The 22,448-nt window shown below is 72.4% G+C and carries 15 protein-coding genes and 1 pseudogene; 10 read left to right on the top strand and 6 right to left on the bottom strand.

Going from position 1 to position 22,448, the window contains the following annotated elements:
• The first annotated feature begins 40 nt into the window (after nucleotides 1-40).
• Together AB0B14_RS19980 and AB0B14_RS19975 are read left to right on the top strand one after the other, a co-directional pair.
• Nucleotides 41-1,300 (top strand): DNA polymerase IV, encoded by a 1,260-nt coding sequence (locus tag AB0B14_RS19980; RefSeq protein ID WP_357069511.1) that lies wholly within the window; start codon nucleotides 41-43, stop codon nucleotides 1,298-1,300.
• A gap of 116 nt (nucleotides 1,301-1,416) precedes the next feature.
• Complete coding sequence (locus AB0B14_RS19975; protein ID WP_357069513.1) at nucleotides 1,417-1,815, top strand: DUF3040 domain-containing protein; 399 nt, start codon at nucleotides 1,417-1,419, stop codon at nucleotides 1,813-1,815.
• A gap of 367 nt (nucleotides 1,816-2,182) precedes the next feature.
• Here the strand turns inward: AB0B14_RS19975 and AB0B14_RS19970 are convergent, their stop codons facing one another.
• The 3 genes from AB0B14_RS19970 to AB0B14_RS19960 are packed head-to-tail and all read right to left on the bottom strand — an operon-like array spanning nucleotide 2,183 to nucleotide 7,029.
• Nucleotides 2,183-4,660 (bottom strand): DUF3488 and transglutaminase-like domain-containing protein, encoded by a 2,478-nt coding sequence (locus tag AB0B14_RS19970; protein ID WP_357523450.1) that lies wholly within the window; start codon nucleotides 4,658-4,660, stop codon nucleotides 2,183-2,185.
• Nucleotides 4,661-4,676: 16 nt separating this feature from the next.
• Entirely contained in the window at nucleotides 4,677-5,975 is a 1,299-nt protein-coding gene (locus AB0B14_RS19965) for a DUF58 domain-containing protein (RefSeq protein ID WP_357069517.1), read from the bottom strand.
• A 1-nt stretch (nucleotide 5,976) separates the two neighbouring features.
• Nucleotides 5,977-7,029 carry a MoxR family ATPase gene (locus tag AB0B14_RS19960; RefSeq protein WP_357069519.1) on the bottom strand — a complete coding sequence of 351 codons (1,053 nt, stop codon included), beginning with the start codon at nucleotides 7,027-7,029 and terminating at the stop codon, nucleotides 5,977-5,979.
• Between the two features lie 403 nt (nucleotides 7,030-7,432).
• Here AB0B14_RS19960 and leuS point away from each other — a divergent pair, with 403 nt between their 5' ends.
• Nucleotides 7,433-10,273, top strand: a complete 2,841-nt coding sequence (gene leuS / locus AB0B14_RS19955; RefSeq protein WP_357069521.1) for a leucine--tRNA ligase — start codon at nucleotides 7,433-7,435, stop codon at nucleotides 10,271-10,273.
• Nucleotides 10,274-10,486: 213 nt separating this feature from the next.
• Here leuS and AB0B14_RS19950 read toward each other — a convergent pair whose 3' ends face one another.
• Genes AB0B14_RS19950 through AB0B14_RS19940 form a run of 3 tightly spaced genes read right to left on the bottom strand, consistent with a single transcriptional unit; the run spans nucleotide 10,487 to nucleotide 13,123 of the window.
• Complete coding sequence (locus tag AB0B14_RS19950) at nucleotides 10,487-11,170, bottom strand: VTT domain-containing protein (RefSeq protein WP_357523448.1); 684 nt, start codon at nucleotides 11,168-11,170, stop codon at nucleotides 10,487-10,489.
• On the bottom strand, nucleotides 11,167-11,886 hold the full coding sequence (locus AB0B14_RS19945) for a glutamine amidotransferase (RefSeq protein WP_357069527.1): 720 nt from the start codon (nucleotides 11,884-11,886) through the stop codon (nucleotides 11,167-11,169). The genes AB0B14_RS19950 and AB0B14_RS19945 overlap by 4 nt, the downstream gene beginning before the upstream one ends.
• A complete protein-coding gene (locus tag AB0B14_RS19940; RefSeq protein WP_355007801.1) occupies nucleotides 11,876-13,123 on the bottom strand; it encodes a MurT ligase domain-containing protein in 1,248 nt (415 codons plus the stop codon). Before AB0B14_RS19940 ends, AB0B14_RS19945 begins: the two co-directional genes overlap by 11 nt.
• Nucleotides 13,124-13,478: 355 nt before the next feature.
• Here AB0B14_RS19940 and mraZ point away from each other — a divergent pair, with 355 nt between their 5' ends.
• The 7 genes and pseudogenes from mraZ (at nucleotide 13,479) to mraY (ending at nucleotide 22,153) form a co-directional block, all read left to right on the top strand.
• Entirely contained in the window at nucleotides 13,479-13,910 is a 432-nt protein-coding gene (mraZ, locus tag AB0B14_RS19935; RefSeq protein ID WP_357069529.1) for a division/cell wall cluster transcriptional repressor MraZ, read from the top strand.
• Between the two features lie 206 nt (nucleotides 13,911-14,116).
• A pseudogene (gene rsmH, locus AB0B14_RS19930) lies at nucleotides 14,117-15,226 on the top strand (16S rRNA (cytosine(1402)-N(4))-methyltransferase RsmH).
• Complete coding sequence (locus tag AB0B14_RS19925) at nucleotides 15,216-15,821, top strand: hypothetical protein (protein WP_357069531.1); 606 nt, start codon at nucleotides 15,216-15,218, stop codon at nucleotides 15,819-15,821. Before rsmH ends, AB0B14_RS19925 begins: the two are co-directional and overlap by 11 nt.
• 3 nt (nucleotides 15,822-15,824) lie before the next feature.
• Entirely contained in the window at nucleotides 15,825-18,023 is a 2,199-nt protein-coding gene (locus tag AB0B14_RS19920; RefSeq protein WP_357523446.1) for a penicillin-binding protein 2, read from the top strand.
• A 91-nt stretch (nucleotides 18,024-18,114) separates the two neighbouring features.
• Nucleotides 18,115-19,638, top strand: a complete 1,524-nt coding sequence (locus tag AB0B14_RS19915; protein ID WP_357069535.1) for a UDP-N-acetylmuramoyl-L-alanyl-D-glutamate--2,6-diaminopimelate ligase — start codon at nucleotides 18,115-18,117, stop codon at nucleotides 19,636-19,638.
• On the top strand, nucleotides 19,635-21,032 hold the full coding sequence (gene murF / locus AB0B14_RS19910) for a UDP-N-acetylmuramoyl-tripeptide--D-alanyl-D-alanine ligase (RefSeq protein ID WP_357523444.1): 1,398 nt from the start codon (nucleotides 19,635-19,637) through the stop codon (nucleotides 21,030-21,032). The genes AB0B14_RS19915 and murF overlap by 4 nt, the downstream gene beginning before the upstream one ends.
• On the top strand, nucleotides 21,029-22,153 hold the full coding sequence (gene mraY / locus AB0B14_RS19905; RefSeq protein ID WP_357069539.1) for a phospho-N-acetylmuramoyl-pentapeptide-transferase: 1,125 nt from the start codon (nucleotides 21,029-21,031) through the stop codon (nucleotides 22,151-22,153). The genes murF and mraY overlap by 4 nt, the downstream gene beginning before the upstream one ends.
• Nucleotides 22,154-22,448 lie beyond the last annotated feature (295 nt).

The raw sequence follows: 22,448 nt of genomic DNA, 5'->3' as shown, positions 1-22,448 counted from the left end.
GGCCGCTGGGGATGTCGTACCTCCGGGTTAACCTGCCGGGATGGGCCGCAGTCAATCGTTGCCCCGGGGCGGCGATCCGCGCTTCGGGCCGGATGCCGACGACACCGGCAGCCCGATCCTGCACGTCGACATGGACGCCTTCTTCGCCGCCGTCGAGGTGCGCCGCCGGCCCGAGTTACGCGGCCGGCCGGTCATCGTCGGCGGTGTCGGGCCGCGCGGTGTGGTCAGCTCGGCCAGCTACGAGGCCCGCCGTTACGGCGTCCGCAGCGCGATGCCGACCAGCCAGGCCCGGGCGCGCTGCCCCCACGCGGTCTACCTGCCACCGGAGTTCAGCGCCTACACCGCAGCCTCCCGGGCGGTGATGCAGATCTTCCGGGACGTCACCCCGCTGGTCGAGCCGCTCTCCCTCGACGAGGCGTTCCTCGACGTGAGCGGCGCCCGTCGACTCTTCGGTTCTCCGGCCGCCATCGCCCGGCTGATCCGCCGACGGGTCGCCGACGAGCAGGCGCTGACCTGTTCGGTCGGGGTGGCGCCGAGCAAGTTCGTGGCCAAGCTCGGCTCCACCCGGGCCAAGCCCGACGGTTTGCTGGTGGTGCCCTCGGGGCAGGTGCTCGACTTCCTGCACCCGCTGCCGGTGGACGCGCTCTGGGGGGTGGGGGAGCGCGCCGCCGAGGCGCTGCGCAGGCTCGGCCTGGCCACCGTGGGCGACCTCGCCGAAGCCCCGCTGGGCATGCTCCGCAAGGCGGTCGGCGCGGCGTCGGCGGCCCACCTGCACGAGCTGGCCTGGGGCCGGGACCCGCGCCGGGTCAGCCCCGAGCACGTCGACAAGTCGATCGGCGCCGAGGTGACGTTCGACGTCGACGTGGCCGACCCGTTGGAGATCCGCCGGGCGTTGCTCGCGCTCAGCGCGAAGGTCGGCGTCCGGCTGCGAGGCTCCGGGCAGGTCGGGCGCACCGTCGCGCTCAAGGTGCGGCTGGCCGACTTCCGCACCGTCAGCCGCTCCCGCACCCTCGACGTGCCCACCGACACCGCCCGCGAGATGTTCGACACGGTCTGGGCGCTCTACACCGCACTGGACCCGGGCGAGCGAATCCGGCTCGTCGGCGTCCGGGTGGAGGGGCTCAGCACGGCGCAGGGCGCTCCCCGGCAGCTCACCCTCGGCGCGCCCGAGCGTGGTTGGCGGGAGGCGGAAGCTGCCGCCGACGCCGCCGCTGCCCGATTCGGGCGGTCCGTCATAGGTCCGGCCAGTCTGATGGGCGACCGTGACGCCCAACGAAAGGAAAATCCACCCCACCCGTAGGTCGTCCCGCTTTCCGACGCGCGACCCCCCTCGTAGACTTGCGGGTAAGCAGTCGGATGGCTGCCACGGTCTGTCGGCCCGAGTGGGCCCGACCAACGTGACCGGGGAGGAGTGCCGTGCCGCTCTCGGAGCACGAGCAGCGGCTGTTCGAGCAGATCGAGCGGTCGCTTGCCGAGGACCCCAAATTCGCCTCGGCCGTGCGCGCCAGCGATCCGCGCTTTCACGCGCGGCGTCGCCTGCTCGTCGCCGCCGGCGTCGTCATCGCTGGCTTGGCTCTACTGGTCTATGGCGCGGTGATCAAGACTCCACCGCTGGCGGTGGCGGGCTTTGTCGTCATGCTGGCGTCGGCCGCGTACGCGGTGCAGTCGCACCGGCGGGCGCAGTCACCCGACCTGCACGTGGTGGGCGGGACGACGAGTCGTCGCCGTCCGCGTGGTGGCCGATCCGGTCGCCGGTCGTCGATCCTGGACCGCATGGAGGACAGGTGGCGGCAGCGCCCGGAGGGGCACCGCTGAGCCAGTCCCGCCGCTGAGGCGGGCCGTACGCCGCGACGAGCGGGTCGCCGGGCACAGCCCCGGCGACCTCCGTGGTACCCGCGCGCCCTATCAAGTGATCAACCCGCGTGGCGTTGCTCCTGCGCCGAGCCCGCGTGGCCTTGATCAGGTGATGAAAAGTAGGTCTGACGAGCCTCCCAGAACTACTTTTCATCACCTGATCAAGGAGTCGGCGGGGATCCGGAGGCGGCGGCGCCGCTGCCGGGGGTGGGGCGAGCTGTCGGGCGAGACGGGCTGGCCGGGCTGCCGGCTGGGCGGGCGTTCGGGTGGGGTGGCGGCCGGTGGACCGCCACCCCCGCCGTCAACGGGCGTTGGTCAGCTGAACAGGTCAGCGGGCCGCTCGGTCGGCCAACAGCCGTCGAGGGTTCCAGCGCAGCAACCGGTACCGGGCTCGCCCAGTCAAGGCCGCCATGCGGCCGGACGTGTCCGCCAGGGTGGTACGCCAGCGCAGCAGCACCGACGGTGGCAGTACGGCGGCGACCAGGCGGGTGCGTCGGTCTGCCTGTGCGGCGAGCGCCCCACGGACCGCGCGGAGTGCCGGCAACAGCCGCTCACCGGTCAGCGGGTCCCGTGCGTAGCGGGCCCGCTCCTCCGCCTGGCCGAGCAGCCGCGCCGACCCAGTCGCGGCGCTGTCATCGCCGAGGGTGTCGCGGACCAGCCGGTCCGCGGTCGCCCTGGGCGTCTCGGTCAGGTCGACCGGAACCCGGAAGTCCACCATCGTGTCGAGCAGCTCGGCCCAGGCGGCGTGTGCGTCCGCGCGGGCCCGGTCGGCGTCCACGCCGACCACCACCACACGCGTCCCCGGCTCGACGCCGTCGTCGACGGCCGCTGGGGAGGCCACGGCGGCGCTCGCCGGCTGGCCACCCCGTTTGCGGCGCAGCGCCAGCCGGCGCAGCGCGGGGATGGCGAGCAGTGCCAGCAGGGCCAGCAGACCTGCCGCCCACCAGGGCCAGACCGGCGGCTGCTCGGCCGGCGTGGTGCCGCCCAGGGCCAGCCCGTCGTCGACGTCCCGGTCGGCGTTGTCGGGCCCGGCCGGACCGGCCGACGCCTCGGGGCCCGCCGGGGTGTCCGTGACGCCGGTGCCCGGGGTGGCTGGTTCCGGCGCGTCAGTGTCCGGTGCCCAGGCCGAGCGGGTGGACCCCGGCACCCCGTACGTCGGGGTGGCGTCGAACGGCACCCAGCCGACCCCGTCGAAGAAGACCTCGGTCCAGGCGTGCAGGTTGAGGTTGGTCAACGTGTAGGTTTGACCGTCGCGCTTGCTGCCGTTGGTGAACCCGAACGCCACCCGGGCCGGGATGCCCGCCGAGCGGACCAGCCACGCCATCGCGGCCGCGTACTGCTGGCAGTAGCCGACCTTGTTGGTGAGGAAGTTGACGATGTCCTGCCCGCTGCTGCCGCTCTCGGTGCTGAGCCGGTAGGTGAACCCGTTGTCGGCCGAGAAGTGCTGGTAGATCGCCAACACCCGGTCGTAGTCGGTGCGCTTGCCCTGGGTCAGGCCCTTGACCAGCTCCTCCACCTCGGGCACCGGCCCGGGGGTGGCGGTCATCTGCCGGTTCAGGGGGTGGTCGGCCGGCAGCGGTGGGGTGGCCCGCAGCGTCGCCGGCGTGTACGTCGAGCGGACGTAGTCGAAGGAGTACTTCCGGCCTCGGGAGTTTTCCCGGTTGGAGAAGACGACCTGCTGGTTGGGGTCGTAGAGCCAGTTGCCGCTGAGGTCGTCGGTGCGTACCGGCTCCGCGTACACCGGCATCAGCGACATGCTCAGGCTCTTGGTGACCTCGACGGTCGCCCGGTAGGTGGTCTGCTGCACGCCGGGGCGAGCCCGCTCGGCCGGGTCGGGCAGGTCTCGATTCACCGCTCGGCCGGTGGGGTTACGCGCCTGGAAACCAGTCTGGCGCAGCTCGTCGGCGACCGCGTAGCGCAGGTAGAACGGGTTGGGCTCGGAGGTGGTGACCTTGACCAGGTCGGCCACCTGGGACTGGTTGAGCTGACCGGCGAGCGAGGCGAACAGGTCGATCCGACCCGACGTGCCGCCCGAGCCGTTGCCGTTGCCGGTGCCGTTGCCCGGACCCCGGCTGAGGGAGTCGAGGAGCCCGCCGCTCATGCCGGGCACCGCCAACGGCAGGGCGACCGCCACCGCCACCCCGAGCACCGCGAGCCGACGGCCGGCCGACGCCAACGGTGAGGCCTCCCACACGTCGACGTCGCGGCCGTCGCCGGTGAACCGGCGCCCGAACCTGCGGACCCGGTCGACGTTGTCGGTGACCAGCAGCCAGAGGTAACCGGCGGCGCCCACCACGAACGGCGTCGCGGGGACGCTGTTGACGTAGACGGCGACCGGCACCGAGTAGATGGCGAGCATCGGCAACCCCGCCAGCGCGGGCCGGCGCAGCCCCACTGCCAGGACATCCACGAGTACGGCGACCGCGCCGACACCGAGCACGGCGATGAACAGCAGCGGGTCGGTGTCCGGGACCTCGACCCCGTACGAGCGCATGTCCCGCATGGAGCCGGTGAGCAGGTCGGCGAAGTGCGCGAACGTGCTCGGCGTGGGCAGGATGGCAAACAGCTCCTGGTTGCTGGGGAACAACCAGGTCAGGGCGAGGAGCAGGCCGGCCAGCATGCCCAGCACCTGACCCCACAGTGGTGCCCGGACGAGCCTGGTCAGCGCGGCCGCTCCGGCCACCACGGCGACCGCGATGACGGACTCGACGAGCCATGTCCAGCTCTGGAAGATGGCCGACAGCGGCGCGGCGGCCAGCAGGGTGGCCGTGGCCGCCACCAGGCCGATGTGCCGACTGGCGATCATGAGGGGACCCTTCCGTTCATCGCACGCCGCCGGCGACCGTCTCGGCCAGCGCGGCGCGCAGGGCGAAGCCCTGGGAGCCCCGGCCAGCCTGCGGCCACAGCGCCGGCAGCCGGGCACCGTGGTCGACACCGACGACGCGCCAGCCACTCTGCACCATGGCGAGGACGGCGGCGCCGTGCGCGTGCTCCGCCTCGGCCCGAGCCTTCTCCGGCAGGCTGAGCCAGGTGGAGCTGTTGAGCAGGAACCCGATGCAGGTGGCGCCGTTGCCCCGCAGCCCGGCCAGCAGCTCGGCCTCGGCCGTGCCCACCGTGCCGAACAGCCCGATGATCAACCCGCCGTCGGCGCGCTGGCGGACCCGCTGCACGAGACCTGTCACCTCGGCGCGCTGATCCAGGCGAACCTCCGCGAGGTGGTCGAGCAGCGCCCCGTCACCGCCGGCCTCCGACGCGTCCACATCGACGCCCGAACCGGTGACCAGACGCAACTTGTAGCCGGCCTGCCGGAGGTGGACGGCGACGCTCGCGGCGGCGGAGACGGCCCACTCGAAACTGGCCGTCGGCCCCTCGCCGCGGTGGCCGTACGCCCGGGTGTCCAGAACGACAGTGGCCCGGCTCTCCCACGGCTGCTCCTCGCGGCGCACCATCAGCTCGCCGGTGCGGGCGGTGGACTTCCAGTGCACCCGGCGCAGATCGTCGCCGCGCCGGTACTCCCGGGTCGCCGCGTCATCCTCGCCGTGCACCGCCACCGACCGGGCCCGGCTGTCGCCGCTGCCCGCGTACTCCCCGGGGAGCCGGACCGACGGCAGCGGGGTGACCTGCGGGATGACCGTCAGGTGGTCGGTGCTGGGGAAGGAACGGGTGAGCTCGCAGAGGCCGAACGGGTCGGTTATCCGGACCACCAGCGGGCCCACGTCGTAACGGCCCCGCACGTCGGCCCGCACGGTGTACGCCACGGAACTGGCCTGGTGCGCGCCGAGCCGCTCCAACACCACCCGGGGCCGGCTGCCCAGCGCGTAGGGCAGCCGGTCCTCCAACAGCAGGGTGCCGGTCGGTAGCCGGGAGAGGTTCTGCAGGCGCAGCACCACGCGGGAGTTGGCACCGACCGGAACCCGGTGCGGGTCCAGTGACCGGTTGCAGGCCAGCTTGTAGCGGCTGCGCCCAACGTAGGCGGCGGCCAGCAACGGCAGGATGGCCAGCAGCACAGCCACCCGGAGCAGGTCCTTCTCGCCGAGGATGCCGGCCGAGATCGCCGCGGCGACCGCGGCGGCGAGGAAGGATCGCCCGCGGGTGGTCAGCCCGCGCAGCCCGGCACGCACGTCATGGCCTCCGCGGCTCGTAGGGCGCGCGGCCGTTGCCGGAAGCGGGCCGGGTGTCGTACGGGTTGCGCTGCCGGTCGTGTGGCAGCGGCAGGCGGTGCACCAGCTCGGAGACGATCGCGTCGGTGGTGCGCCGGGCCAGCTGCGCGTCGGCGGTGGGGATGATCCGGTGTGCGAGCACCGGCACCGCCAGGGCCTGCAGGTCGTCGGGGAGCACGTAGTCGCGGCCCTCCAGGGCGGCGACCGCCCGGGCGGTGCGCAGCAGTTGCAGGGTGGCCCGGGGGGAGGCGCCGAGCCGCAGGTCGGGAGCCTCGCGGGTGGCGGTGACCAGGTCGATCGCGTACTGCTTGATCGCGTCCGCCACGTGCACCTGCCGGACGGTGGCGATGAGCTGCCGGACGATGGCCGCGTCGGAGACCGCGCGCAGCTCGTTCAGCGGGTCGGCGGCGCCGTGCCCGTCGAGCATGGCCAGCTCGGCGTTGGAGTCCGGGTAACCCATCGCGATGCGGGCGGTGAACCTGTCGCGCTGCGCCTCGGGCAGCGGGTAGGTCCCCTCCATCTCGATCGGGTTCTGGGTGGCGATCACCATGAACGGGGTCTGCAGTTGGTAGGTCACGCCGTCGACGGTGACCTGCCGCTCCTCCATGCACTCCAGCAGCGCCGACTGGGTCTTCGGCGAGGCCCGGTTGATCTCGTCGCCGACCACCAGGTTGGCGAAGACGGCACCCGGACGGAACTCGAAGTCGTGCGTCTCCTGGTTGTAGACGCTGACACCGGTGACGTCGCTGGGCAGCAGGTCGGGGGTGAACTGGATCCGTCGTACCGTGCAGTCGATGGACCGCGCGAGGGCCTTGGCCAGCTTGGTCTTGCCGACACCCGGGACGTCTTCGATCAGGAGGTGACCCTCGGCGAGCAACACGGCCAGGGCGAGCCGCACGGTGGCGGTCTTACCCTCGATGACCTGCTCGATGTTGGCCACGATGGCCTCGCTGGCGGCGCGGAACTCGTCGTGCGGCAGTAGGCCGCCCACCTCGTCCCAGGTCTGTTGTGTCACGGGCCTCCTCCTCGTCGCCGTCACGGCAGCTCTGTAGAGAGCACCTGGACCCGCCGTTGGGTTCGCGACGTCGAGCCTCGTTTGCCGCAGGATTCTCACTAGCCTCTCAGGCTAACCATGTTTGTCGTTATCGCCGACCCCCGCAGGCGGTCCGTCGGTTACGCCCCGATATTCGCCACGTCGGGGGACGCGGCCCGGCCCACCCCGGGGGCCGGCAGGCCGGACCGGCGGCGGGGTACACTGCGGAACATGGCCGGAGTCTTCCTGCTTCTTACCGGGCCGTGCTGATGCGCTGATCCCAGCGACAGCACGGCGGCCCCTCCTGTGCGAGGGGCATTTTTGTGCCCGGCGCCGGCCCGGCCCGGCGCCGCCGAGACGAAGCGAAGCGAAGCGAGGAGAGACGATGAGTGAGGCAGCCGCACCGGCGGGCGACATTCCCCCGTTCCGGTACACCGCGGCCCTGGCCGACGAGATCGAGATCCGTTGGCAGGACATCTGGGCGCGCGAGGGCACCTTCCACGCACCGAACCCGACCGGCCCGCTGGCCGACCCGACCCACCCCCGCGCCGGCGCGGACAAGCTGTACGTGCTGGACATGTTCCCGTACCCGTCCGGAGCCGGCCTGCACGTCGGCCACCCGCTGGGCTACATCGGCACCGACTGCTACGCGCGCTACCAGCGGATGGCCGGTCGCAACGTGCTGCACGCGATGGGCTTCGACGCGTTCGGCCTGCCCGCCGAGCAGTACGCGGTGCAGACCGGCACCCACCCGCGCACCACCACCGTGGCGAACATCGAGCGGTACAAGGCGCAGCTGCGCCGGCTGGGGCTGGCGCACGACGAGCGTCGGTCGGTGGCCACCATCGACACCGACTTCTACCGCTGGACCCAGTGGATCTTCCTGCAGATCTTCAACTCCTGGTACGACCGCGACGCCGGTAAGGCCCGCCCGATCGCCGAGCTGATCGCCGAGTTCGAGGGCGGCAACCGGCAGACCCCGGACGGCCGCGCGTGGGCCGAGCTGAGCGTCGCCGAGCGCCGCCAGGTCGTCGACGACCACCGCCTGGCGTACGTCTCGCACGCCCCGGTGAACTGGTGCCCGGGGCTGGGCACCGTGCTGGCCAACGAGGAGGTCACCGCCGACGGCCGCTCCGACCGGGGCAACTTCCCCGTCTTCAAGCGCAACCTGAAGCAGTGGAAGATGCGGATCACCGCGTACGGTGACCGGCTGCTGGACGACCTGGACAGCCTGGACTGGCCCGAGCCGATCAAGCTGATGCAGCGCAACTGGATCGGCCGCTCGCAGGGCGCGCACATCGACTTCCCCACCGCGCAGGCGCCGGTGCGGGTGTTCACGACCCGACCGGACACCGTCTTCGGTGCCACCTACATGGTGCTGGCGCCCGAGCACGAGCTGGTCGACGCGCTGGTGCCGGCCGCCTGGCCGGACGGGACGAGGGACGCCTGGACCGGCGGGCACGCCAGCCCCCGGGCGGCCGTCGAGGCGTACCGCAAGACCGCCGCGGCCAAGACCGACGTCGAGCGGCAGTCCGACACCAAGGAGAAGACCGGCGTCTTCATCGGCGCGTACGCCACCAACCCGGTCACCGGTGGGCAGATCCCGATCTTCATCGCCGACTACGTGCTGGCCGGCTACGGCACCGGCGCGATCATGGCGGTGCCGGCGCAGGACGAACGGGACTGGGCGTTCGCCGAGGTCTTCGAGCTGCCCATCGTGCGCACCGTGCAGCCGGCGGAGGGCTTCGACGGCAAGGCGTACACCGGGGACGGCCCGGCCATCAACAGCGCCGCACCCGAGCGCGGCCTGGACCTGAACGGCCTGGGGGTCGCCGACGCCAAGGCGGCGATCATCGCCTGGCTGGAGGCGAACGGGCACGGCACCGGCGCGGTGACCTACCGGCTGCGCGACTGGCTGTTCTCCCGGCAGCGCTACTGGGGCGAGCCGTTCCCGATCGTCTACGACGAGACCGGCGCGGCCATCGCCCTGCCGGAGGAGATGCTGCCGGTCGAGCTGCCGGAGGTGGACGACTTCTCCCCGAAGACGTTCGACGCCGACGACGCCGACAGCAACCCGGAGACCCCGCTGTCGCGGCGGCGCGACTGGGTCGAGGTCGAGCTGGACCTGGGTGACGGGCCGAAGCGCTACACCCGGGAAACCAACGTGATGCCGCAGTGGGCCGGCTCCTGCTGGTACGAGCTGCGCTACCTGGACCCGACCAACGGTGACCGGTTCGTCGACGCGGAAAACGAGCGGTACTGGATGGGTCCGCGCGGCGAGGGCGACTGCGGAGGCACCGACCTGTACGTCGGTGGCGCCGAGCACGCCGTGCTGCACCTGCTGTACGCGCGGTTCTGGCACAAGGTGCTGTTCGACCTGGGGCACGTGTCGTCGTTCGAGCCGTTCCGCAAACTGTTCAACCAGGGCATGATCCAGGCGTACGCGTACACCGACTCGCGCGGCAGCTACGTGCAGGCCGAGGAGGTCATGGAGCGCGACGGCGCCTACTACCTGGGCGACCTGGCGGTCAACCGCGAGTACGGCAAGATGGGCAAGTCACTGAAGAACGTGGTGACCCCCGACGACATGTGCGCCGCCTACGGTGCGGACACCTTCCGGGTGTACGAGATGTCGATGGGTCCGCTGGAGGTGTCCCGCCCCTGGGAGACCCGGGCGGTGGTCGGCTCGTACCGGTTCCTGCAGCGGGTCTGGCGGGCCGTCGTCGACGAGCAGACCGGCGCGCTGCGGATCACCGAGGACCCGGCCGACGAGACGACCCGCCGGCTGCTGCACACGGTGATCGACGGGGTCCGTGGCGACATGGACGGCATCCGGTTCAACACGGCGATCGCCAAGCTGATCCAGCTGACCAACGGGCTGACCGGGCTGGCGGCGACGCCCCGCGAGGTGGCCGAGCCGCTGGTGCTGATGGTGGCGCCGTTCGCCCCGCACCTGGCCGAGGAGCTGTGGCGCAAGCTGGGCCACGACACCTCGCTGACGTACGCGGACTTCCCGACCGCCGACCCGGCGCTGCTGGTGGCCGACACGGTGACCTATCCGGTGCAGGTCAACGGCAAGGTCCGTGGCCGCGTCGAGGTCCCCGCCGACGCCACCGAGGAGACCGTCCGCGCGGCGGCCCTGGAGGCGGTGGCCGCCACCCTGGCCGGCAAGGAGCCCCGCAAGGTCATCGTGGTCAAGGGCCGAATGGTCTCCGTCGTCGCCTGACCCCGCCATGTCACTGTGCGTGACGTCGGTCGGGGCGGACGCCCCCATGAGCGTGATGACTGGGTGGCATCAAGATGCCACCCAGTCATCACGCTCATCCGGCACCTCGCCCCGACGTGCACCGGCCGCAGCCGTCCCGCTCGCCCTGCCCGGTCCGCGGTGGGTGTGCAGCCAGGCCCGGCTCGTCGCGGTGGGCGGGCGGGGCGGGTACGGTCAGACCGGCAGGCGACGGCGCCGGCGCTCGGCGCGCCACCACTGGTGGATGAGCACCACGCTGGCGATCAGGCCGAGGCTGGCGGGTGCCGCGGCGTACCAGTTGATGTGCCCGGGTGAGCTGACCGACGCGCCGATCGCCGCGTAGCCGAAGGCGGTCGGCGCGGAGGCGATCACGCTGCCGGCCAGGAACGGCAGCACCCGGGCGCCGGTCGTGCCGTAGCCGTAGCTGACCAGCCCGAAGCCGGCGATCGGCAGCAGCCGGACGGTGACCACACCGACCACGCTCTGCCGGGCGAACCAGCCGTCGAGGCGGGCCAGGCGGCCACGGACCCGTTCGGCCACGAACTCCCGGCCGAGCAACCGGCCGACCGTGAACCCGATCGCCGCGGCCACCAGTGCGGCACCCAGGGCGTACGCGGCGCCCTCCAGGGGGCCGAAGATCGCGCCCGCGGCGAGCGTGACGAAGGTCCGGGGGACCAGGGCGACAAGCAGCAGCGCGCCGCCGAGGATCGCCGCCACCGGGGCGAGGTCGCCCAGCCGGTCGGCCAGCAGCGGCAGCTGCTTCGGATCCGGTCGGGGCGCCAGGAGCAGCAGCAGCCCGCAGCCGCCGATCAGCAGCACGAGCAGGGCGAACCGGGCGGCCGACGGCTGCCGCAGCAGCCGACGGACGGCACGGATCATGCCCGGGCGGCGGCCACCGCAGAGCGGCGCTCGTTGCGCAGCCGGTCGGGCCAGGTGTCGTCCAGCGGCGGAAGCTGGTGTGCCCCGGTGGCCCAGCGCAGCAGCAGGTCGGCCAGGGCCGGGTTGCGGGCCAGCGCCGGACCGTGCGAGTAGGTGCCGAGCAGCTTGCCGCGCCACGCGCCCTCGGTGGCGCCGTCGTTGCCCACCCCGGCGGTGACCCGGGCCAGCGGGGAGACCTCGGGGCCCAGGTGGGTGCGACCGCCGTGGTTCTCGAAACCGGTGAGCGGGGGCAGGCCCAGCCGGGGGTCGATCTCACCGGACAGCTCGCCCACGGCCCGGCTCTCGCCCCGGTCGGACTGCAGGTCGAGCAGCTCCAGGCCACGGCACTGCACGCCCTTGGCGAAGAACGAGGTGCCGAGCAGTTGGTAGCCGGCGCAGACGCCGAACACCACTGAACCCTGGGCGACCGCCCGGTGCAGACCGCCGTCGGCGATCAGGCGCTGCGCGCCCAGTGCCTGTGGGCCGTCCTCGCCGCCGCCGACCAGGTAGATGTCGGCGGTCGCGGGCAGTCGCTGGTCGGAGCGGACCTCCAGCACCTCGACGGGCATCCCGCGCTGGCGGGCCCGGCGGGCGAGGATCAAGGCGTTGCCCCGGTCGCCGTAGGTGGACAACAGGTCGGGGTAGATCCAGACGATGCGCAGGCTCTCAGATGACACGGTCCAACTCCGCTCGGATGTCCTGGAACGCGGTGTAGTTCGCGATGACCTCCAGCCGCCCGGGCGGGACCGACCGGAGTGCGTCGTCGAACGTGCGGACGTGCTGGAACGGCACGTCGTTGACGTCCAGGCGGACCGCCAGGTCGTATGCCCGGTCACCGGTGATCAACACCTGCCGGCCACGCAGCGGGGCGAAGTCGACGTCGTAGAGCCAGGAGGTGTCGAGGCCGTCGGGGTCGCGCGCGTTGATGGAGAGCAGGGTCGGGGCGTTGTCGGCCATGTCGAACGCCTCCAGCCAACTGGCCGGGTTCTTCGCCAGCAGCAGCCGGATGTTGCGCCCGTCCTTGTCGACCTGCGCGTAGCGGCCGGCCACCGAGGTGACGATGCCGAGGCGGGACACCGCGTCGACCGGGCGGACGCCGAACTCGGCGGCCACCGCCAGCGCGGTCGCCGCGTTGCCGAGGTTGACCTTGCCGGGCAGTTGCAGGGAGACCTTGTGCCAGGCGCCGGTGGGGTCGAGCACCCCCTCGTCCTCGACGACCCAGTGCGGCTCCGGTCGGCGCAGCGGGCAGCCCGTGCACCACCACTGCTCGCCGGAGCGCTGGATGGTGGAGCCGCACTCCGGGCAGACCCAGGAGTCGTCGTGCCAGCGCTGGCCGGCACTGAACCAGGTCACGTGCGGCGGGTTGATGCCGCGGGCGGGGTCACCCGGCGGGGTGGCCGCCCAGACCACCAGCGGGTCGTCGGCGTTGGCCACCACCCGGACGTTGGTGTGCCGGACCAGCGCCGCGCGCCAGAGCTGCGCCATCATGGCGACCTCCTTGGCGCGGTCGAGCTGGTCGCGGGAGAGGTTGAGCAGCGCGACCACGTGCGGCTCGGTCGCCTCCAGCACCTGGGCGAGGTAGTGCTCGTCCACCTCGAGCACCGCGTACGGGGTGCTGCCGGCCTTGGCCAGCGCCGAGGTGTGCCCACTGGGCATGTTGGCGCCGAACGAGTTGGTGGCGACCCGGCCGAGCACGCCGACCGCGGCGGAGGTCAACCGGGTGGTGGTGGTCTTGCCGTTGGTGCCGGAGACGAGCGCGATCGCACGCCCGGCCGACAGGTGGGCCAGCAGGTCCGGGTCGATCTTCAGGCCGATCCACCCGCCGATCACCGAACCGTCGCCACGGCCGGCCGCCCGGGAGAGCGCCGCGGCGGTCCGTGACACGGAGCTGGCCACCTTGGCCCGTAGGGGCATTTTCGCGTCCGTCACGCGAGCGAGGTTACCGGACCGCCCGCCCCACCAGATCGCCGCCGACGGTGAACCGTTCGGCCGTGGTGGCTGCGCGGGCGGCTAAGAGGGCGTCCACCGGACGGAGTCGATCTATGTCGGAAAGCGGACCACGCCGGTGGGCCGCCGGGGCCCTCCACTCCGCTCCACCCCTCTTGACGTGCTGTTTTGCCCTCGGGTTGGACACGCCACGCGGGCGAATCTGGTTGCAGGTGGAGGGAAGTGGAGTAGAGTGGGGACCAATGGTGAGGCCGGGAGGGCTCACCGGCCCGGGGGGTCAGCGGCGCCGCGAACGCCGCTCAGGGGCGAGGGGGTAGGGCCGGTGTTTCTCGGCACCCACACTCCACGCCTGGACGAAAAGGGCCGGTTGATCCTTCCGGCCAAGTTTCGGGATGAGCTGGCGGGGGGTGTCGTGGTCACCAAAGGGCAGGAGCGCTGCCTCTACGTCTTCCCGACCCCTGAGTTCCAGCGGATCGCCGACCAGTTGCGCGCGCAGCCGATGACACACAAGGCGGCCCGGGCCTACAGCCGGGTCTTCTTCGCCAGCGCGCACGACGAGGTTCCGGACAAGCAGGGGCGGGTGACCATTCCGGCCCACCTGCGGGCGTACGCCGCGCTGGAACGCGAGTTGGTGGTGATCGGCGCGAGCACCCGGGTGGAGATCTGGGACAGGGCCGCCTGGGAGACCTACCTCGCCGAGAGCGAAGACGACTTCGCCGACATCTCGGAGGGGGTGCTGCCCGGCGGTCTGTAGGGCGGAACGGCGCCCCGACGTACTGCGAGATCTCCAGCCGCTTTCGAGTTCCTGGCACCCCTTCCCCGGTGCCAGGCGCACGATCCAGTCATCGGGCGACGGTCCGGTGTCCGGCGGGAGCGGATGGGGATCTGGCGGTACGACGGCAGCGCCGTCCGACGACAGGCGCACGAGAAGAACGGACGTTTCAACCAGTGGGGGTCATCATGGGGGAGTTGCGCGGCACGCACGTGCCGGTGCTGCTCGAGCGGTGTCTTGAGCTGCTGGCCCCCGCGCTGAGTCGAGGCGGCCGGACGGTTCATGTCGACGCGACGCTCGGTCTGGCCGGGCATGCCGAGGCGGTGCTCAAGGCGCACCCGGAGACGGTCCTGATCGGGCTCGACCGGGACACCGAGGCCCTCGCTCACGCGCGGGTCCGGTTGGCCCGGTTCGCCGATCGGGTGCACCTGGAGCACGCCGTCTACGACGAGCTGCCCGACGTGTTGGACCGGCTGGGCTATCCGGGCATCGACGGCATCCTGTTCGACCTGGGTGTCTCGTCGCTGCAGTTGGACGCGCCCGACCGCGGGTTCGCGTACGCCCAGGACGCGCCACTGGACATGCGGATGGACCAGACCCGGGGGGTGACCGCCGAAGAGGTGGTCAACACCTATGCGCATCCGGACCTGGCCCGGGTGCTGCGGGTCTACGGCGAGGAGAAGTTCGCCGGCCGGATCGCCTCGGCGATCCTGCGGGAGCGGGAACGCGGCCGGATCACCTCGTCCGCGCGGTTGGCGGAGCTGGTCCGGGAGTCCATTCCGGCACCAGCCCGACGAACGGGCGGGCACCCGGCAAAGAGAACGTTTCAGGCTTTACGGATCGAGGTAAACAGAGAGCTGGCGGCGCTGGAGTCAGCGCTGCCATCCGCACTCGACGCACTGACCGTGGGCGGTCGCATGGTGGTCCTGTCCTACCACTCGTTGGAGGACAGGCTCACCAAGGTGGCGCTCGCGGACCGGGTCCGCAGTAAGGGCCCGGTCGACCTCCCGGTCGAGCTTCCCGGGTCCGGTCCGACGTTCCGGCTGCTCAGCCGGGGCGCCGAACTGCCCACGGAGGCGGAGGTCGCCGCGAACCCGCGGGCCGCCTCGGTGCGGCTGCGGGCCGCGGAAAGGCTCGACCCGAACGTGACAGAGCTTGGGCGGACCGACCGCGAACGGTCTCGCCGACGGGTGAAGGGAATGCACCAACCGGGCACGGGGTCCGCCTGATCCGTGGGGGGTCAGGGGCGCCGGGACGGCAGAGGGACGGACGTTGAGGGGGAGGGACATGAGCATTGACAAGCGCGACCGCCGGGACGTCACCGGCGGCGGGCAGCGCGCACCGCGGTCGGGGGGCCGGACCGCGGCGGAGCGGGCTCCGCGCCTCGGAAACGGTACGCCACGCATCGATCGAGTGAACCAGCAGGGGGAGACTCGCGCCCGGGGGGCGCGCGAGTTCCCCACCCAGGGCACCGCCGCACTGCGGCCGGTCGAGAAGGCCGGCAACGCCACAGGCGCCCGGCCGCCTCGGCTGCGGGTGGCGCCGCCACCGCCGATCTCGGTGCCGCGTGCGCCGTTCGCGGCGCTGATCGTGGTGCTGGTGGTCGGCGGGGTGCTGGGCATCCTGGCGGTCAACACCAAGATCAATGAGAACGCGTTCCGGTTGGAGCGGCTGCAGCAGCAGCAGGCTCGACTGGACCTGGAGAAGCAGCAGCTGGACAAGCAGATCGCCGAGTCCGAGGCACCGGGCAACCTGATCGCCGAGGCGCGGCGGCTGGGCCTGGTGGACGCCGGTGAGCCGGGCTACATCCGGCTGCCGGACGGCAAGACCATCGGCGTGCCGCAGCCGGCGAGCGGCAAGCCGTCGGTGACCAGCCAGGGTGCGGGAGGCTGACCCGTGCCACGACGGTCGGACGAGCCGCGCCGGGACCCCACGGGGACCCGGCGCGGTTCTTCGCGTGACGCCACCCCCACCGACGCCGAGCCGCGCACCGCTGAGCCGGGCATCGGGGGCATCTCCGGGGCCCGCGCGTACACGCCACGGGGCCGCACCGTCCGCGACGAGCGCGGCACGCCGCCGCGCGGTGTGGGCGCCGAACAACGGCGTACCCCGCGCAACACCCGCTCCGGCGACCCGTTCCGGCCGGCGTTGCAGGTGCTCGACGGTGGCCGGGCCGCCGCCCGGGCCGGCCGACGTGACGCCCCCGCCGCCGGACGCGGCGGCGTGGTGCGCACCGTCGCGCCGCGTACCCCGCGTGGTCCGGGTGTCGACGAGCCGCCGCCGCGCCGACGGACCACTCCGCGCGCGCCACGCCGCGCCGACCGCCCGGCGGCCCGGCGGCCGTCGCGCAAGCCACCGCGTCCGCCGAAGCTGGCCGACTCGCGGCTGCGGCTGCGGCTGGGCACCGCGCTGGCCCTGACGTTGTTCGTGACCATCGGAATCCGGCTGATCTTCCTCCAGGCGGTCGACGCCCCGGCATACGCCGGTGGCGGCGTCGCCGACCGCACCATCAAGGTCATACTGCCGGCGCCGCGGGGCGCGATCTACGACAGCACCGGCGCCCCGCTGGCCCGCAGCGTCGAGGCACGGTACGTGTTCGCCGACCCGACCGAGGTGCAGGACCCGGCCGCCGCCGCCAAGGCGCTCTCCCCGCTGCTCAGCATCCCGGCGTCGAAGCTCGTCGAGCTGATGAAGCCGCGCAAGCTGGAGAACGGCAACCTCTCCAAATTCACCTACCTGGCCCGGGGGGTGGAGATCCCGACCGCCAAGCGGGTGCAGGCGCTGGAGCTACGCGGCATCGGGGTGCACCGCGACGAGCGCCGCGAGGTGCCCGGTGGTGACCTGGCGGCGAACCTGATCGGCTTCACCAGTCAGGACATGGTCGGGCTGGAAGGGCTGGAGGCCCGCTACGACGACGTGCTCGCCGGGCAGGACGGCCAGCGGCGGTACGAGGCCGGCCTCGGTGCGCCGATTCCGGGTGGCTACAGCCAGACCACTCCCGCCAAGCCGGGCAGTTCGCTAGCCCTCACCATCGACGGCGACCTGCAGTTCCGGACGCAGCAGATCCTCAGCGAGGGCATGGCCAAGCAGCGCGGTGGCACCGGCGCGGCCGTGATCATGGAAATCCCCTCCGGCGCGGTGCTGGCCCAGGCCAGCGATCCCACCTACAGCGCGGCGAAGCCGGCGGACAGCGACCCGGTCGAGCGGGAGGACGCGGCGACCAGCTTCATCGTCGATCCCGGCTCGATCCACAAGGCGATCACCTACGGCGCGGCCCTCCAGGAGGGGGTGATCACGCCGGACACCACGCTGCCCATCGCCAACAGCATCAAGATGGGCGACACCTGGTTCTCCGACACGCACCCGGCCAACGGCAAACGGATGAGCATCCCGGGGATGCTCGCCTACTCGTCGAACGTCGGCGCCATCACGGTCGCCGACAAACTCGGCCGGGACCGCCTGATCGACTACCAGAAGCGGTTCGGGCTGGGTCGGCCCACCGGCGAGGGAATGCCGGGGGAGGCCACCGGGCGACTGCTGCCGGCCGAGGAGTGGAGCGGGTCGTCGTACGGGTCGGTGCCGATCGGGCACAGCGTCGACGCCACCCCGCTACAGATGACCGCCGCGTACGCCGCCATCGCCAACAACGGCACCTACGTGCAGCCGCACCTGGTCAAGGAGGTGATCGGCCCGGACGGCAAGCGCACCCCCGCGCCGGCGCCGGTGACCCGGTCGGTGCTCAGCCCGCAGAACGCGGCAGCCCTGCGCACCATGCTGGAGGCGGTCACCACGGTCGACCAGGCCACCGGGACCACCGCCGCGGTCCCCGGCTACCGGGTCGCCGGCAAGACCGGCACCGGCTGGCGGTTGGTGGACGGCAAGAAGCAGCGCGGCGAGGTGTCCTCCTTCATCGGCATGGCTCCCGCCGAGAACCCCCGGTACGTGATCGCGGTCTTCGTGTACGCGCCCGACGGTGGGGGCGCGGCGATCGCCAATCCGGCGTTTCGCGACATGATGCAGTTCACCCTGCGTCACTATCGCGTGCCGCCGTCCACCGGTGGTTCGGCACCCAAGTTCGTGGTCTATCCGCGCTGAGCAGCGGCGGCGGGACATCATCGGTGGGTGCCGACGAACCACCGGGGCGGCTGTACGGCCGGAACCGGACGACCGGGTAGGGTCTGACGCCGTGCCTGGCAATCCACGTCCACGTACCGTGACCGGAGTCCGGCTCGGTGACCTCGCCGTCCGGCTCGCCGTCGACCTCCCGGCGGACGCCGCCGCGGTGACCGTCACCGGGGCCACCCACGCCAGCCAGGAGGTCCGCCCCGGCGACCTGTACGCGGCGCTGCCGGGTGCGCGCCGGCACGGCGCGGAGTTCGCCGCCGGCGCCGCCGAGGCCGGCGCGGTGGCCCTGTTGACCGACCCGGCCGGCGCCGAGCTGGCGGCGGCGAGCGGTCTGCCCGCCCTGGTGGTGCCCGACCCCCGCGCGGTGCTCGGCGAGCTGGCCTCGGCGGTCTACGGCGACCCGACCGCCGCGCTCACCGTGATCGGCGTGACCGGCACCGCCGGAAAGACCTCCACCGCGTACCTGGTCGAGTCGGGGCTGCGGGCCGCCGGGCACACCACCGGGCTGATCGGCACCGTGGAGACCCGGCTCGGTGACCTGGTGATCGACAGCGTGCGCACAACCCCCGAGGCGACCGACCTGCACGCCATGCTGGCCACCGCCCGCGAACGCGGGGTCACCGCCGTGGTCATGGAGGTCTCCAGCCACGCGCTGGCCATGGGCCGGGTGGGCGGTGTCCGGTTCGCCGTCGGGGGCTACACCAACTTCGGCTCCGACCACCTGGACTTCCACGCCGACAGCGACGACTACTTCGCCGCGAAGGCCCAGCTCTTCGACGGGCGCTGTGCGGTCGAGGTGCTCAACCACGACGACCCGGCGTTGCTGCCACTGCACAAGCCGACCACGGTCACCTACTCGGCGGCCGGTGACCAGGGCGCGACCTGGTGGGCCGACGGCGTGGGCGGCGAGGGGTACGCCCAGCGGTTCACCGCGCACGGCCCGGACGGCGTGGTCCTGCCCGCCGGGGTGGCGCTGCCCGGCCGGCACAACGTGGCCAACGCGCTGTTGGCCATCGCCGCCCTGGTGGGCGCCGGAGTGGACCCGGCGACCGCGGCGACCGGCGTGGCCGCCTGCGGTGGGGTGCCGGGCCGGTTGGAGCTGGTCGACAGTGTCGGGCCGGTGCGCGGGGTGGTCGACTACGCGCACAAGTCGGACGCGATCGTGGCCGCGCTGGCCGCGCTGCGCGAGCTGAGCGTCGGCCGGTTGATCTGTGTGATCGGCGCCGGCGGCGACCGGGACCGGGGCAAGCGGCCGGTGATGGGTGCCGCCGCCGCGCAGGGAGCCGACGTGGTGCTGGTGACCGACGACAACCCCCGTACCGAGGACCCGGCGGAGATCCGCGCCGAGGTGCTCGCCGGGGCGTACCGGGCCGGCACGGCCGCCCGGATCATCGAAGTGTCCGGCCGGCGCGCGGCGATCGACGAGGCGGTTCGGCTGGCCGAGCCGGGCGACGTGATCGCGCTGCTCGGCAAGGGGCACGAACGAGGCCAAGAGGTGGCGGGCGAGGTGCTTCCGTTCGACGACAACACGGAGCTGGCCGACGCACTGCGGGCCCGCTTCGGGAACCTGGCGGGTCAGCGGTGATCGCGCTGAGCCTGGCCGACGTGGCCGCGGCCGTCGACGGGCGGCTGGTGGGCGCCGACCCGACCGCCACCGTCACCGGTTCGGTGGAGTTCGACTCGCGCAAGGTGGGGCCCGGTTCGCTCTTCGTGGCCTTCCCGGGGGAGAAGGTCGACGGGCACGACTACGCGACGACGGCGGTCCAGGCCGGCGCGGTGGCGGTGCTCGGCAGCCGCGAGGTGCCCGGGGTGCCGATGGTGCTCGTCGACGACGCCCTGACCGCGATGGGCCGGCTGGCTCGCGCCGTGGTGGACCGGCTGCCCGGGTTGACGGTGGTCGGCGTGACCGGCTCGTCGGGCAAGACCACCACGAAGGACCTGATCGGTCAGCTCACCACCCGGCTCGGGGCCACGGTGGCGCCACCCGGGTCGTTCAACAACGAGCTGGGGCACCCGTACACCGCGTTGCGGGCCGGGCCGGGCACCCGTTACCTGGTGATGGAGAAGGGCGCGCGCGGGATCGGGCACGTCCGTTACCTGTGTGAGCTGGTGCCGCCCCGGATCTCCGTGGTGCTCAACGTCGGCACGTCGCACATCGGCGAGTTCGGCTCGCAGGAGGCCATCGCGCAGGCCAAGGGCGAGCTGGTCGAGGCGCTGCCACCGGACGGGCTGGCCGTGCTGAACGCCGACGACCCACGGGTGGACGCGATGGCGAGCCGGACGCGGGCCCGCGTGGTCCGCTACGGCGAGGCGCCGGACGCCGACGTGCGCGCCGAGGACGTCACGCTCGACGAGCGGGGGCGTGCGTCGTACACCCTGGTCACCCCGGAGGGGCGCGCGCCGGTGCGGCTCGGGCTGACCGGGCGGCACCAGGTCGGCAACACCCTCGCCGCGGCGGCGGTGGCCCGGGAGTTGGGCCTGCCGCTGGCCGAGCTGGCGCCGGCCCTCGGCGAGTTGACGTTGATCTCGACCCGCCGGATGGACGTCTTCGACCGCCCCGACGGGGTGACAGTCATCGACGACTCGTACAACGCCAACCCGGCCTCGATGGCGGTGGCGGTGCGGGCGCTGGCCAGCATCGGCCAGGGACGGCGTACCGTCGCGGTGCTTGGTTACATGGCCGAGCTGGGTCCGTTCGAGTACGACGGCCACGCCGAGGTCGGCCGACTCGCGGCCGAGCTGGGTGTCGACCGGCTGCTCGTGGTGGGCGAGCCGGCCGCGCCGATCCACGAAGGCGCGACAGCGGTAGCGAACTGGGGAGGAGAGTCGGTGCTGCTCACCGATCAGGCGGCGGCCGTCGAGGTGCTGCGGGGCGAACTACGACCGGGTGACGTCGTCCTGGTCAAGGGCTCCCGGTACCGGACCTGGGAGGTGGCCGACGCCCTGCGCGCCGACACCGGCGGGGAGCCGACCCGATGAGGGCGGTCATCGTCGCCATCGGGGTGGCCTTCATCGTCTCGCTGTTCTGCACCCCCATCGCGATCAAGGTGTTCACCCGGCTCAAGGCCGGTCAGCCGATCCGGTCCGACGGCCCGGCCATGCACCAGGGCAAGAAGGGCACGCCCACGATGGGTGGCGTGGTCTTCATCCTGGCCACGGTGATCGCGTACGTGGCCGGGCACCTCGCCCTGACCACCCTGCCGGACCAGCAGATCGCCCAGGTGGAGCCGACCATCACCGCGCTGGTGCTGCTGGGGCTGATGGTCTTCTCCGGCGCGGTGGGTTTCCTCGACGACTTCCTCAAGGTGCGCAAGCGCAACAGCGCCGGTCTGAACAAGCGCGGCAAGCTGCTCGGCCAGATCCTGGTCGGTGCGGTCTTCGGGGTGATCGCGCTGTGGTTCCCGAGCACGATGACCAACGGGTCGGGCGTGGCGACCAACACCGAGACGGTGGGCAGCACGACGCTGAGCTTCATCCGGGACATCGACGCCCTGGAGGTCAGCAAGGTCGGCGCGGTGATCATCTTCATCTTCGTGGTGATGGCCGCGACGAACGGCGTGAACCTCACCGACGGTCTGGACGGCCTGGCCACCGGCGCGTCGGTGATGGTGCTCGCCTCGTACGCGCTCATCGCGTTCTGGCAGTACCGGCACTGGTGCGCCGACCCGAACTACACCCAGCCGTACTGCTACGAGGTCCGCGACCCGTTGGAGATCGCGCTGATCGCCGGGGCCGCCGCCGGGGCCTGCGTGGGCTTCCTCTGGTGGAACACGTCGCCGGCGCGGATCTTCATGGGCGACACCGGGGCGTTGGGGCTGGGTGGTCTGATCGCCGGCATGGCGATGTCGACGCGCACCATCCTGCTGCTGCCGATCATCGGTGGGCTCTTCGTGATCATCACGATGTCCGTGGTGATCCAGATCATCTCCTTCAAGACCACAGGTAAACGGGTGTTCCGGATGTCGCCCCTCCAGCACCACTTCGAGCTGGCCGGCTGGAGCGAGGTCAACATCGTGGTGCGCTTCTGGATCATCGCCGGCATCGGGGTGGCCATCGCCCTGGGCCTGTTCTACAGCGAGTTCCTGGCGAACATGACCTGATCCGCACCGCCCACCCCCACCCTCCCAAGATCCGCGCAACGTCCCGACGTTGTGCGGATCTTGGCGGTTCGACACGCCGGGGGTTTCGTTGTGGGCTCGCCCGGCGTGGCTAGCGGAGATGATGTCGGGGTGGGGGAGGAACCAGGCACCGACGACAGGACAGCTGACCGGCCGAGGCGGCCATCGGGCTCGGCGGGCACCATGCCGCCGCGCGGCCCGGACGACCGGCCCGGTCCCAAGCCCGGCCCGGCCTCGCGTGCGCCGAGGCCAGGTGCGACATCGCGTGAGCCGGAGC

The organism is Micromonospora sp. NPDC049171, from assembly GCF_040648275.1.
In the GTDB taxonomy this organism is placed as follows: Bacteria; Actinomycetota; Actinomycetes; order Mycobacteriales; family Micromonosporaceae; genus Micromonospora.
This window is presented reverse-complemented; position numbering and strand designations above follow the sequence as displayed.